Raw genomic sequence first — 12,610 nt, forward strand, 5'->3', positions numbered from 1 at the left:
GGCGGGGCGCCCGCGGTCCCAGGAAATGGAATGGAAGATTAACCACGAATGACACAAATGACACGAATGAAAAATAGGAATTAAATAGAAGCTGAGCATTCATGAAAAACGTGCAATGGGTTGGCGATGTTCGCCCTGGCTGCACTCCGACTCCGGACGATCTGCGTCTTGGCTTCGTCGCAACGTACACCTACCTGTCGTGAAGAAATGATGCGACAGGCGCAGGAAGGCTTCGGATTGCCATCCCTTCTGACGGTGTCGAAAGTTGGCGATTATCATGAGGCAATTGATGGCCCGCCGACATAGATTATAATCGTGCGGGCGGATCAACGAGTTTGGTGAGATTCAAGTAGCCCGGACGCACGTCGAGATCATGACCATGCCGGGTGATATCAGACTTCAGAATCTGGCGGTCGCCCAAGTCATCCTTGGGGGCATCGCCGTAACCCTGGCCCCGATCGAACTCAATTCCCCACTCGGGCTGGGTCGCCTCCTGATCGTTCCGCTCTTCGCATCGGCCCTCGGGCAAGCCGTCCTGCTCTCTATCTGGGGGGTGGCCTCCACGGTTTCGCCATGGGTGCGGATGGCCGGTCTTGTCGTTGGGGCGGCCTACCTGGAGTCCATGGTCAACTCCAGACTGGGGGAGGAATTCCTCGGCGTCGCCGCCGTCACCGTTGTCGTCACCACGGCGTCCTTGCTTGTGGTACGGGCGCTGGGGGGCGGTTTCACCCAACGGGCCGAGAACAGTCAGGCCGGCCGGTCCGATACCGAAGGGCTGCGGTTCTCGATCAGGGGCCTGATGGTCTTCACCGCTGCTGTCGCCTTGCTCTGCGCCGGGGCGAGGGGCCTGCAAGCGAACCCTGCACGCTTCGTTCTCCTTGTGACCCTCTGGGCGTTGTGCTTTGTGGCCGTGGGGTTCGCCACCCTCTGGGCGGCGATGGGGGAGGTCCGACCACAGCGCCGGTGGCCGGTCGTGTTCGCCCTCTCGCCGGCCCTCGGAGTCCTCTTCGCCTACGCCGTCGACGCTCACCTGGCCGGTTGGGTCTACATCATCCTGAGCCTGTTCCTCTTCTCGGTGAACCTGTTCATGTCGCTTCTCGTCGTGCGTTCCTGCGGCTACCGTTTCGTCCGGCGGGCCGAGACCTCCCCGGACCAAGCATCCGGAGGCGGGCTTGATGATGGAGAGCCTTCCCCGTTCGGACGACCGGCCAGCAGGGTCGCCGCTCCCGAATGAGGGGGCAAGGGTTGCCGCCAGGCACTTCAGCAGGGCTCATCGGGAGGTTCAGGGGGATCGCCATCGTCTGGTCTGCCTCGATGAGTTGCCTCGATTTCCTGCCTTGCGCAGTCCAGGTGCCTGGCCGTATTGGCGATTCGCTCTCGAGGCCACCTATGGGTTTATCTCCCATGGATTCGATCGATGGGGCGGGGCTGTGCTAGACAAGACGCTGGCCCGTAACGACATCAGCCCGCTTGGGGGCCCGCCGGGTAGGTGCGTGCGATCTGGAAGCACGTCTCGGGGGTGAGTTCCATGAACCTCGTATAGAAGGTCTCGGCCGTCGCGGCGGAGAGGAGGAAGAGCTGTGTCGTGCCTCCCACCTCGTGCTTTGTACGCAGGACCAGGCTCCGGCCGATACCCTGCTTCTGGAAACAGGGATCGACGGCGAGGTCGGCCAGGTAGCAGGAGTGGCAAAAATCCGTGATGCTCCTCGCCAATCCGACGAGATGACCGTCCGAACGGGCCGAGACCACCAGCGACGCTCCCGTAATCATCCGGGCGATCATCTCGGGGTCGTGAGTCGCCCGGCGCAGCCCCGCGGCCCTGTAGAGACGGATCACTTCCCATGTCTCCGGCCGCCGCGTCATGATCTCGATCGGCATCTCGCCACCTCCTGGTCATCTCGAGGAACCCCCCCCGGACAATACGGGTGTCCCGCGTGGCGAACGGACATGCCGAGGTCCGTCACTGGCTAGGCCGATCGATACCCTAGAGAGGTGTTATCGGCCAGAAAACGCCCCGTCTGCATTCTGCAGTCGGGGAGGAACAGGGGTGATACTGGTGATCGCCGAAAAGTTGCTGGAGACGTTGGAGGGGGATCTCGAGGCAGGAGGTGGCAGGTCAGTCTCCCTCGCCTTCGCCTGGAGGGGCCGGGACAGTAACCTCGAAGCTCGTCGACTGTTCCTTCAGGTCCCCGCCCTCGTTGTGGTACCAGTTAAGGCGAACCCTGAACGGCCCGCCTGTAATCGCGACGAATTGACTCTGAATTTTGACCGTTCGGGCTGCACTATCGTAAGTGAAGCTAAGGCTCCCCAGACCCTGAGCGGAGTCTTTATTAGCGTCAATGATGTCGATATCGACATCATTGATTATCGGGTGCCCGACCTCCCACGCGATATTGCCGCTGAAGCTGATACCAGTACCATCGCCTCCCTTGGAGGCGGTCGTGGGCGCCGTATACTCTGCATGGGCAATGCTACCGGCGCCGATCAGAGTCATTGACGTGCACACCAAAACCATCGCGATCTTCAATAGCGACATGCAGACTACTGGTTGCTTTCTCGGAGACACTCTGATCGACCATCCTGTCAATAGTTCCAACCCTCCATGACTTCACCGCCAGCGCGAGTTCCGGCCGATCGCCAGACTCGTGGCTCAATGGAATCTTTTATGGGATGTACATGCCCATCGGCGAACAGGACATTCGCAGTCCCGCTATGGAAGCTTCCAGCCGTCCATGCGCCCTCGCGAATGAACATGCCATTAAAGCAGGTAGGCCCATTAATCGTGAGGTCGTGGTTGTACAAGGTCTTGCCTTCGCCGGGATTCATCCATCCCACGCCTCTGGGGTGACTGCCGAAGGAATTCCGTGAGGCGTCCGCCTGGAGGCAGGTGGACGTGAATTGGTCGAATTGATGGGGGCGGATGAGTTTTTCGATCTGGAAGTTGTAGCGACGACGGTCGTGGTTGGTTCCGTGGTCGGCCGGCGGCGGGGCCAGCAGCCATTCCGAAAAAGCGGCGGTATGGCTCGCCCCATCTGTCAGGCCTGTCAGGGAGACGGGAGGATTATTGAACACTCCATTCCGCTTTTTCCGGATCTGGAATCCATATCCGGCGCAACCCGCGTAAGAAGTCGACGCTTGGCCATAGGTTGGCAGGGCTTCCGATGGGCACAGGAACATACCCACCTGCGTCGTCCCGGCGGTCTTGTTCAGCATGGGCGATTCGCCGAATTCAAACAGGCATACGTTGATTGAGTTGTAGAGCGTCGTTTCGCCCAGGTGAGGCAGGAGTGCCACGTGAGGCGAGAACTGCCTGGCAATGGAACTACCCGGAAAGCTGCCGCAGGTCGAATGGTAGTTGTGCATTGCCAGCCCGATCTGCTTCAAGTTGTTCATGCAAAAGGTGCGTCGGGCGGCCTCTCGGGCCATCTGGACGGCGGGGATAAGCAACGCCACCAGGAGGCCGACGATGGCGATGACGACCAGGACCTCAATGAGGGTGAAGCCCGGGCGACGAGTTTCGGAATAATGTATCGGCATAAGCCAATCACTGGAAAGTCGGCCCTGATTTGCACACTGGTTCATGGCTGCGAGTTATCAGGATACAGGATGGCTTGTTTCTCGCAACATAAATTGGCGGCCTTCTTTACGGTTTCCTGGACGGTCGGCGAGGAACCGACAGTCACAATCCTTTGTGGAGCAATGATTTGCTGGATATTGCGATTCGTTCGCCAAGCTTGAATCTTCTCCGAATCTTATCGGGGTCTTCACGATGAGCCGGATCAGCAGATAATCCCTCCTTCCTTGCCCGATGAGGTCCAATGGACGGCACCTCCAAAGGTGTTGCTGGCGATGGCCGAGGAGATGGTTGAGTTGCTCAGAGCTGAGCTTGGGATAAGGGGCCAGGAAGCGGTAGTGATGTCATGACTTCGTGCATCGGGGGTGTTGCACGAGGACAAAACCGAAGTCGTTCTGGGGGTAATGGTCGTCGCCAGGCACTTCAGCAGGGCTCGTTGTCTATGGCAGCACGGTGATCTGCCTGTCTGCTCCGTCCGAACGCCTCACAGACTATCGGATGAGACGACTTCACCCGAGTCGCGTGTGCCCAACGCCCACCAGACACTCGTGGCAATACTCTCTCTTAAAAACTTAATATGACCATCGGCAAACAAGACATTCGCCCCTTCGGAATGAAGGCTGCCGGCGGCACAGGCCCCCAGGAAATCCGATATCAGTGGATTGTTACAGTTCGGTCCGTTGATGGGAATGGCGTGATCGTAGAGGGTTGCCTGCCAATACCCGTTCGACCACCCGGACCCCTTCAAACCGCCCATCACGGCCGGTGGTCCGGTCTGCCCGGCTGATAAGCAAGAAGACAAGAATCCCTGCCGGTCGAACGGCGTTTGTCCGACGCCCACCGCGAAGAAGTCCCGGCGGCGATCGCGAATGACCGGTGTCGCTACGAGCCATTCCGACATGGCCGCCGTCCCGCTCGAACCGTCAACGATGTCACCGATCGAGATATTCGCGGGCCTGTCAACATTTCCCGAAAATAATCCATTATAGGTGAGTAGATAGTATCCATCTCCGGTATTGCCGGCATAGCTGGTTGCCCCGATACGTTGCCAGACCACGGGGTCGGATGGACATAAGAAGGCCGAGACCTGTGCTGCGAATGCCGTCCGGTTCACCTCTTCGCTGCCGGCCCTTATGCTCATGTTAATTGCGTTTTACAGGGGAACCTGATCGAGATACGGAAGGAGCGAGGCATGCAACGACTGGCTGGCACTGGCCTGCCCGCTGGGGAACGCGTTCGACGTGGTATGATACGCGTGCAGCCCAAGGCCCATTTGCCGGAGGTTGTTGCCGCATTGCATCCGACGTGCCGCCTCGCGTGCGGCCTGAACAGCGGGCAAAAGCATGGCAGCGATCAGGCCGATGACGGCAATGACGACCAATAACTCGACAAGCGTGAAGGCCTTCGTCACTGGATGCCTACTCATTATCGCGCTCCCTCGCAATACGACGGGTCGCCCCAATACCGGGAGGCATATTAAGGCAAAACGTCCATTTCAGCCATCGGGGGCAAGGGTCGCCGCCAGGCACTTCAGCAGGGCTCATTGGGAGTTTCAGGGGGATTGCCATCGCCCGATCTGCCTTGACGAGTTCCCTCTATCCCAGCCTTGCGCCGTCCAGGTGCCTGGCCGCATTGGCGGATCCCTCCTCTCAAGTTAAGGATCGCCTCGATCGGCCGCTCGAGCGTTCCCTGGGACCGCGGGCGACTCGCACACAATCTGATTTGATTTCATTCCATTTCATTCAATTGAAGGTGTTCATTCACAGCTCCTGTTCGACTCGACGTGGTTTTTCGTTGTGGGTCGGATTTGGATCGACTATTTTCATAGCCAGGCTCCATGCATTCAGCGATGGGCATCTCCACGTGAATCGGCTTGGCTTACTCCCATCCGAGGGGACTCACGTCATGCGTATGCCGACTGCTTCTCACCGGGGCTGCGTGCGATTCCCCGGGCTGCTCAACGACTACAGCGGCTCGCTCCCTGCACTCCTGATCGCTGTCGCTCTCGTTGGGGGAGCCTGTGGAGCCGGTAACGCCAAGTCTCAGGACGAATTCCCAGTCCCGGATAGTCCGGCGGCTCCGCCCGCGAAGATCGTGATTCCCCCCGAAGGGGAGCCCGGCGAGCCGCTGGTGATCTCCGGGATGATCTATCAGTCGGACGGTAGGACACCGGCCGCAGGCGTGACCCTCTACCTCTTCCACACCGACGCCAAGGGGATCTACTCCCCCGACCAAGAGGAAGGCAAGCCGCCGAAGCCCCGCCTTCAGGGTTGGGTGCGGACCAAGGCCGACGGGCGGTACGAGTTCCGCACGATCAGGCCGACGGCCTACCCGGGCGGCGACACGCCGGCCCACATCCATGCCGGTGTCTATGGCCGGGGCGTCCGCTATTGGATCAACGACTATTGGTTCGCCGACGACCCGCTCATCACCGCGAAGCAGCGGAAGAGGGTCAATGAGCCCGAAGGCAGCGGCAAGGTGATCGTCACCCTGGAACGCGATGATAAGAGGGTCTGGCGCGGGACCCGCGACATCACTCTCAAGAAGGCTGAGACCACACCCTGAAGGGAAGGGGAGCCGCCAGGCGCTTCAGCAGGGCTCATTGGGCGGTTCAGGGGGGATCGCTATCGCCTGGTCTGCCTTGATGAGTTGTTTCGGGGAGAAGTTTCAGGCTTACAAGAAGTTCGCTCCCTAAGAATGGCAGGACAAGCGGCGCATAGAAAAGCCTCACCAGGAGTGGGTGAGGCTCGACAATCAAGAGAAAACTCAAGCAGACTTCTCAGGGCGTGATTCAGTCGACATGAACTGAAACACGTTTGCCCATTTTTACAGAACCAGGGAATTCCTCAGCATTGGGGAACGTCCCTTCTTTATACTTCAGGGGGGGGGAAGCGAATGGAGTCTTGGGGTCGCAGAGAAACACAAAAGCGAAGTAGTCCCCAGGAGGTATACGCATATTCATTGCGAATGGCACGCTCGACTCTTTGTCTGGATCGGTCACCAACACGTCGGGGTGCGTGCGCAAATTGACGAGCTTGCCTATTTTGCTAGAAACTTTGTTAGGTCGCTCGTAGATCGCGACGAAAATCTGAAGATGGCGTTGGTGAATCCATTGACCAGAATCGGTGATATTCAGTCTCACTGGGAAACCACCCACGCCATTGACGTGCGGCATCTCTGCTTCGCCAGCGACATTATTGGCAATCGTAAAAGCCGCCCTTCTCACCAGGGGAGCATTCCCAGCAAGTTGCGAATCTACCCTTTGGGCAAGCAAGTTGCCATTCAAGAATAACCCTGCAACCAAGGAAGGCAGCACTAGACCAATCGCAATGAAGTTGAATCGTCGCATCAGTATTTCCTGAATTGTCCGATCGGCATTCATGTCACGCAAAATCCGGATTTCTCGCGGTCTCAATCTGTTGTAGAGTATGCATATAATGTGATTATGTTAGTTGTGCCAATGGTCGTTAGGTTTATCGCAAGCGATAACGTTAAGCGTAGATTGTCCGCGATAGGTTTCCGCCCTGCCTGTAAGGAATATTCGTTGTGCTCATTTTTGAATAGGTAATGTGCTTCTCGTTGAACTATGGATGATTTTTTTGTGTCCTTTGCTGAGGCGTGGGTGCTGCTGGAGGGAAAGTCTCCACGTCGGGAATGAAGTCCGTGAGCGTCGAAATTCTGTAGACGAACCCTTGTTGAATACGAGTCGTGCGGATGTATAGGGATTTGTGTTTATGGATTTATGGTTGCAGTTGCTGTAAATGAAGCCATTGGTGCATTCTTTGTAATTGTCCGAATTTGAAAGCCTGAGACGCAGGATCATTCAATGGTTACCTGCTAATCCTGTCAAGATCGCTTCCGGGGATGAAAAATTTGATTGGATATTTCGAAGCCGACTTCCTCGCCTTAATATCGCCCGAACTGACGACTGGTAAATAGCTTGCTGCTGATTCCTGATCCCGAGTGAAGTTTTTGTGAAGGTGTCGCCGCGTATGGCGGCAAAGTAACCGAGCAGCGACATCTTCGGATTTTTACATTGTCGCATGCTGGTTTGAGTGGTTCAGCTCTGTTCCAAAGAAGTAGCTTGTAGGAGCCTCCAAGCCTATGTTTCGCACATCTTGGGTTCATTATGTCCGAATTTCCGGCGGCCTGCAATTTCAGCGATCGTAGGCCAGGTCCGCTACAGGATGTACCGGGTGGCCTATGAGTGGGTGCTGGCCCACCGGATCGACCCGGGGTTGATCCGGCGCTTCGTAGATGTCGCCCTCGGGGGACAACGCGATGCTTCCACGACACGGGAGACAACGTGGACATCAATGACCCATCTGTCCCGCTGGCCCATGTCACGCTCCCTGCCCAGTACGTTAAAACGGCTCGAGGGGCGATGACCAATCAGCCGAAGTCGTAGACTGTCACCTCGACCGCTTGCGAGGTCAGTTCGTCGGAGATGATCGGCTCGATTTCCTCCCAACGGCCCCCGGCTAAGCCGCAGCCGATCCGGGGCATGTGGACGCTCGTTCCCAACGTCTTGGCCTCAACGGCCAGCTTCTTCAGGCAGGCACGCACCGCCTCGTAACGGATCGGCGGGCCGTTGGAGCCCGTCTTCATACCCCTCTGGGCCACCATGTTGGCGACCCAGACATGTGGCTCGACCTGGACAAGTTGGATCGCACCGAGGCCGAAATCGTTCTGCGAGCGGCCCTTGTGCCAGGCACGATATTCCGCTTCTGGCCCCGCCCAACGCTTGGAAATGGCGAGGACGAACCCCTTGCCCCATCCGCCGAGGTCGTTGCAGACGTGGGCGATGACCTTGTTCCCCTTGGCCTGCGGCTGGGTGGCATCTCCCTGCACATAGCTGATCGTTGCCATCGCCTCGGGCCTCCTGACGTCCCGCCTCCGGTAAGTCCCGGCCCCCGAACTCTACCGTTGGATATCTCCGTAGGGAAGGGGAGCCGCCAGGCACTTCAGCAGGGCTCATTGGGCTGTTCAGGGGGATCGCCATCGCCCGGTCTGCCTTGATGAGTTGCCGCTATCTCCTATCTTAAGCGTAGTCCAGATGCCTGGCCACGGGGAAAGAGGATGCTCTGCTAATCAGTACGGACTACCTTGCACGAATTCTTTCGCTATTGCGTATTTGATATGCGCTGGCCCTGGGGTGTAATCGCAGGGGCTATTTTCAGGGGATGGAGCGAAGAAATCCAACGCAATGTGAAATTCGGAATTCTCGATTCACGAAGATTGACAATGCCTCGGTGCCATGCGATCGTGATTTTCCGAATTGGCCTTTCCGTTCGCAATTACCGGATCATGATGGGGGCTGAGCGATTCCACTCCATGTTCACCCGTGGCTGTGATCCCCGTTGGACCCAGGCCGGTTTTCTCGGGAATTCCAGGGCTGGGATTCACGCCGCCCCCGAGAATGCCCGGGCTGATTGAGAAGTCGCCGCAAGAGAACGTCATCGGTTTTTGACCTCTGTAGTGATGTTGAGATACCGCCGGCAGGACAATCGAGCGTTTAGACCCCATGGCTCGGTTCGACGGCGGCCACTTTGAGAGAGAACCGTAGAAGTCTCAGATGTTATCGCCTATGAGGCCGACCCCAGGTCGGGCCGGATATCCCCTATGCCTCGCAGTTGGACCACTGCTCCTGCTCTTCTCGCCCAGGTCACGGCCGTCCATGTGGCGGCGGCGGCGGCCCGAGCTTCGGTTGTCGGCGGCTGGTCGCTCGCGTTCGACGAGGCGTTCTCCTGGAGGATGTCGCGGTATCCCGTGGCCGAGTTGGTGGCGCGAACGGCCCGCGATGTTCACCCGCCGGCGTACTACCTGTTGCTGAAGGGGTGGACCCATTGGCTGGGCGACTCGCCCGAGGCGATGCGGCTGATGTCGGTCGGCCTCGCGGCGCTGGCGGGGCTGGCCTTGCACGGCCTGATTCGGGAGGTGACGGCCCCGGGGCGAGGCCGTGACTGGGCCTGCCTGCTCGCGGCGATCCTGGTGGCGACCAGCCCGCTCATCAACCGCCACGCGGTGGAAGCACGGATGTACCCGATGGCGGCGGCCTTGGCGGTCCTGGCGGGGTGGGCCCTGCTGGCGGCGCTCCGGCGCGGGGGACGGTCGTTACTCTGGTGGGCCGTTTACGCCGGGGCCTCGGCCTTGGGGTGTTACGTCCATAATTATGGCTTGTTCCTGATGGTGGCGCAGACGACGTTCCTGGCGGCGTGGTGCCTGGCTCGATCCGGCCTGTCGCCGGCCAAGCTCTGGGCAATGCCGGAAGCGCGGTTGGGCCTTCTTGCGACGGGGGCCGTGGCCCTGGCGTATTGGCCTTGGCTCCCGGTCGCGATGGCGCAGTCGCGTCAGGTCGAGGCTGACTACGTGACGGGCCCGCTCGGGCTCGGCCTGTTCGCGAACGAGATCGGGCACCTCTTCACCGGGCTCTACTGGCTGGCCGCGCCGCCCATGCCCGAGGTCTGGTGCGCGGGGCTGCTGATTCTGCTCACGCTGCTGGCCGTCGGCCGGGGGGAGGCCGACCGGTTCCTGGGCCTCATGATCGTCGGACCGATTGGGCTGGGGGTGCTGGCCTCGCTCGTCGTGGGCCGGAACGTCTTCTTCTCGCGGTACTGCTACCCCGCCGCCTTTGCGGTCGCGGGGGGCCTGGCGGTCCTGATCGCGCGGATTCCCGACCTGATGACGCGGGTGGCCGCCTCAATCCTGGCGGTCACCACCACGGCGAGTCTGACGGCCTCGCTGTACGACCGGATCGGCCCCGAGCGGCATCCGGGGCTCCTCGGAGCGACCCGTGAACTCGCTCGGCGCTGGCGGCCCGGAGAGGCCGTTTTCGTCTTCGGCCCGGAGATCTACCTGGCGCTGCAACTTGACTCGCGCCGGCTCGGCTTCGCACCTCCTCGGATGATCCGGACGACCCGCCGCCCCCTGGAGCACTACCGGGGCGGCCCGGTGATCGACCCGGCCGAGATCACGACGCCAGAGGAGGCCGCCGCGCTCGCCGGCTCGTCGGCCTGGGTCGTCGAAGCTCGATCGGCCTGGCGGTACGTCACGCCGCTGCCTCCAGGCTGGCGACGTACCGACGAACGCCGGTTTCCCGAGGTCCGCATCGCCGGCCGGGACATGGTCTTCCTCGATCGCATTGACTGCGGAACCCCCACAACGGCCGTCGCGGTGAACCAGGACTTGTTGACGTTGAAGCGGAGGCGGCGACCATGAAACGGATCGGGCGCGTTGGCGTTTTGGCTCTGCTCGCCACGACGGCGGCGGTTGGCGCGTGGTGGTTGAGGCAGCCGCGCGCGTCGACGACGGGCGCGGTCCGGGTCGCCCCCTTGACGGTCCGGCCGATCGTGCCGGCGATCGACGCCCGGCTCGACGGGGCGGAAATCACCCGGCAGACCGATCGGCTCTGGCCCGAGCGGAAGGCGCCCCTGGGGGAAATCATCCACGCCCTCCGGGTCTTCCGCCCTGAGGACCAGGCCCCGACAGGGCGGCCGAGCTTCGCCGAGATGCGGGGGGTGCTGCTCAACTCGGAGTCGAACCAAGGTTGGTTCAACGGATCGCTCTCGTTCATCGAGACGCGGCATGGCCTCCGGTTCGTCCCCCCCTCGGCGCGAGCGGGGCACCCTGAGCAGCAGCCGCACACCGACCAGGTGCTTTCCATTCTGGGCGAGCTGGGGGTTCCGCTCGATGCGATGATCCGGACCCCCGCTGGCGACCGGCCGGTCCGCGCCTTGTTCGACGACGCCGTGGCCGAATTCCAGATCGAGCAGGAGCTCGAGTGGACCGCCGTGGCGCTGGCCCTCTACCTGCCGCCCGCGCGGTCCTGGACCAACCGGTTCGGCGAGGCGACCGACTTCGACGCTTTGGCCCGCGAGCTGATGGGCCGTCCGCTGGCCCGGGCGAGCTGCGCCGGGACGCACACCCTCTACGCCCTGGCGATGATCCATCGGACCGACGCGATGGTCCCGGTCCTTTCGGCCCCGGTCCGCGACGCCCTTCGGGACCTACTGACGCGGGTATCGGCCGAGGTCGCCACCGGCCAGCGCGACGATGGTTCCTTCAACCCTCGCTGGCATCGTCGGGTCACCGGCTTGCCCTGGTACGCCCGCTACCAGGCGATGCGCCGGAGCTCCGGCCCAGGACACGACCTCCCGGATCTCGACCTTGAGGGGGAGGCTGCCGACTCGATTGAGCAAAAGGTTCTGGTGACGGGGCATCATGTCGAGTGGACCTTGATGCTCCCGCCCGAAATGCAGATGCCGCCCAAGGTGCTCGCAGGCGCTGCGGGGTTCCTCGCCCGGGTGCTGAGCGAGGCGTCCGACGGCGAGGTCGGTCACTCGTTCTGCCCGTTCAGCCACGCGGCCCGGTTCCTCCGCCAGGCCGCGTCGGCCGGGCCGGGGGCGACGATTCAGGGAGCAGACGGAGCCGGCCCAACGGGGGCTGGCCCGAGATTCCGCCCCGTGGGGGCGGAGTAGAGCAGGCTGTGGGAGTGGGACAACCGATCCGGCTGCGTTTGGTTCGGATCTTGGCCCCTCCCGGTCCTTCAACGACGGAGTTCTTGTAATGCGTCGATTGAGCTGGATCCTGGGTTCAACTTTAGGTATCGCGACCTTGCTCCTGACCCTCGGGTCGGCGGTCGCCCCGGCGTCTTCGCTTAACCTCGTTTCCGACGACGAGGCGGCCAAGTTGGTTGGCGGTCAGACTGGCTGCGGCTGGGATGTGATCATCATCGACAACAATGGTTGTGGCGCCCCCTCGAAGACCCTTTTGGGCGTTCCCTACGAGTGGTGCCCGGTGGCGGTCCATCGGTCCCCCAACGGCGTTCCGGGGAGCCTTTGCGTACTCTCACGCTATTGCTACAACTGCGGTAATAACTGCAATATGCACGACGACACTCAGTTCCTCTGCTATCCTCAGCCCTGATGCCCGGTCGTCGTCTGTTCGAGCGCCTGGCGACCGCGCCGGGCGCTCTTTTTCGCCGGCCCACTCGGGCCGGCGAAAAAGAGCCGACCCCTTGTCTCCTGTCGAAGTCGG

The 12,610-nt window shown here is 61.0% G+C and carries 10 protein-coding genes and 1 pseudogene; 5 read left to right on the forward strand and 6 right to left on the reverse strand.

What is annotated here, in order from left to right; translation table 11 throughout:
• The first annotated feature begins 379 nt into the window (after positions 1 to 379).
• Complete coding sequence (locus SINAC_RS19640; RefSeq protein ID WP_015247347.1) at positions 380 to 1,234, forward strand: hypothetical protein; 855 nt, start codon at positions 380 to 382, stop codon at positions 1,232 to 1,234.
• Between the two features lie 227 nt (positions 1,235 to 1,461).
• On the opposite strand, the gene SINAC_RS19645 is transcribed toward SINAC_RS19640, so the two are convergent.
• The 4 genes and pseudogenes from SINAC_RS19645 to SINAC_RS19660 form a co-directional block, all read right to left on the reverse strand.
• The gene (locus SINAC_RS19645) at positions 1,462 to 1,878 is read right to left on the reverse strand and encodes a GNAT family N-acetyltransferase (RefSeq protein WP_015247348.1); all 417 of its coding nucleotides are present in this window, start codon (positions 1,876 to 1,878) and stop codon (positions 1,462 to 1,464) included.
• A gap of 238 nt (positions 1,879 to 2,116) precedes the next feature.
• Positions 2,117 to 2,536: a hypothetical protein gene (locus tag SINAC_RS19650; RefSeq protein ID WP_015247349.1), complete on the reverse strand. Its 420-nt coding sequence runs from the start codon at positions 2,534 to 2,536 to the stop codon at positions 2,117 to 2,119.
• A gap of 47 nt (positions 2,537 to 2,583) precedes the next feature.
• Positions 2,584 to 3,537, reverse strand: a complete 954-nt coding sequence (locus SINAC_RS19655; RefSeq protein WP_020467374.1) for a DUF1559 domain-containing protein — start codon at positions 3,535 to 3,537, stop codon at positions 2,584 to 2,586.
• A 521-nt stretch (positions 3,538 to 4,058) separates the two neighbouring features.
• A pseudogene (locus SINAC_RS19660) lies at positions 4,059 to 5,000 on the reverse strand (DUF1559 family PulG-like putative transporter).
• Between the two features lie 479 nt (positions 5,001 to 5,479).
• On the opposite strand from SINAC_RS19660, the gene SINAC_RS19665 reads away from it, so the two are divergent.
• Positions 5,480 to 6,139 carry a dioxygenase family protein gene (locus tag SINAC_RS19665; RefSeq protein WP_015247351.1) on the forward strand — a complete coding sequence of 220 codons (660 nt, stop codon included), beginning with the start codon at positions 5,480 to 5,482 and terminating at the stop codon, positions 6,137 to 6,139.
• 226 nt (positions 6,140 to 6,365) lie between these two features.
• Here SINAC_RS19665 and SINAC_RS19670 read toward each other — a convergent pair whose 3' ends face one another.
• Together SINAC_RS19670 and SINAC_RS19675 are read right to left on the reverse strand one after the other, a co-directional pair.
• Complete coding sequence (locus tag SINAC_RS19670) at positions 6,366 to 6,956, reverse strand: hypothetical protein (protein ID WP_020467379.1); 591 nt, start codon at positions 6,954 to 6,956, stop codon at positions 6,366 to 6,368.
• A 1,010-nt stretch (positions 6,957 to 7,966) separates the two neighbouring features.
• Positions 7,967 to 8,443, reverse strand: a complete 477-nt coding sequence (locus tag SINAC_RS19675; protein WP_015247354.1) for a macro domain-containing protein — start codon at positions 8,441 to 8,443, stop codon at positions 7,967 to 7,969.
• 753 nt (positions 8,444 to 9,196) lie between these two features.
• On the opposite strand from SINAC_RS19675, the gene SINAC_RS38045 reads away from it, so the two are divergent.
• The 3 genes from SINAC_RS38045 to SINAC_RS19695 all read left to right on the forward strand — a co-directional run bounded on the left by SINAC_RS38045 (position 9,197) and on the right by SINAC_RS19695 (position 12,499).
• Positions 9,197 to 10,792 carry a glycosyltransferase family 39 protein gene (locus SINAC_RS38045; protein WP_015247356.1) on the forward strand — a complete coding sequence of 532 codons (1,596 nt, stop codon included), beginning with the start codon at positions 9,197 to 9,199 and terminating at the stop codon, positions 10,790 to 10,792.
• Positions 10,789 to 12,051 carry a hypothetical protein gene (locus SINAC_RS19690; protein ID WP_015247357.1) on the forward strand — a complete coding sequence of 421 codons (1,263 nt, stop codon included), beginning with the start codon at positions 10,789 to 10,791 and terminating at the stop codon, positions 12,049 to 12,051. The genes SINAC_RS38045 and SINAC_RS19690 overlap by 4 nt, the downstream gene beginning before the upstream one ends.
• Before the next feature lie 88 nt (positions 12,052 to 12,139).
• Entirely contained in the window at positions 12,140 to 12,499 is a 360-nt protein-coding gene (locus SINAC_RS19695) for a hypothetical protein (RefSeq protein ID WP_015247358.1), read from the forward strand.
• The last annotated feature ends 111 nt before the right edge of the window (positions 12,500 to 12,610 follow it).

It is taken from the genome of Singulisphaera acidiphila DSM 18658 (assembly GCF_000242455.2).
GTDB classification, from domain to species: Bacteria; Planctomycetota; Planctomycetia; order Isosphaerales; family Isosphaeraceae; genus Singulisphaera; species Singulisphaera acidiphila.

What these genes read in the sequence shown, in the direction of transcription:
- SINAC_RS19650 (WP_015247349.1), bottom strand. Translation starts at nt 2,536, where the DNA reads ATGTCGCTATTGAAGATCGCGATGGTTTTGGTGTGCACGTCAATGACT.
- SINAC_RS38045 (WP_015247356.1), top strand. Translation starts at nt 9,197, where the DNA reads ATGCCTCGCAGTTGGACCACTGCTCCTGCTCTTCTCGCCCAGGTCACG.
- SINAC_RS19665 (WP_015247351.1), top strand. Translation starts at nt 5,480, where the DNA reads ATGCGTATGCCGACTGCTTCTCACCGGGGCTGCGTGCGATTCCCCGGG.
- SINAC_RS19645 (WP_015247348.1), bottom strand. Translation starts at nt 1,878, where the DNA reads ATGCCGATCGAGATCATGACGCGGCGGCCGGAGACATGGGAAGTGATC.
- SINAC_RS19695 (WP_015247358.1), top strand. Translation starts at nt 12,140, where the DNA reads ATGCGTCGATTGAGCTGGATCCTGGGTTCAACTTTAGGTATCGCGACC.
- SINAC_RS19655 (WP_020467374.1), bottom strand. Translation starts at nt 3,537, where the DNA reads ATGCCGATACATTATTCCGAAACTCGTCGCCCGGGCTTCACCCTCATT.
- SINAC_RS19670 (WP_020467379.1), bottom strand. Translation starts at nt 6,956, where the DNA reads ATGAATGCCGATCGGACAATTCAGGAAATACTGATGCGACGATTCAAC.
- SINAC_RS19675 (WP_015247354.1), bottom strand. Translation starts at nt 8,443, where the DNA reads ATGGCAACGATCAGCTATGTGCAGGGAGATGCCACCCAGCCGCAGGCC.
- SINAC_RS19690 (WP_015247357.1), top strand. Translation starts at nt 10,789, where the DNA reads ATGAAACGGATCGGGCGCGTTGGCGTTTTGGCTCTGCTCGCCACGACG.
- SINAC_RS19640 (WP_015247347.1), top strand. Translation starts at nt 380, where the DNA reads ATGCCGGGTGATATCAGACTTCAGAATCTGGCGGTCGCCCAAGTCATC.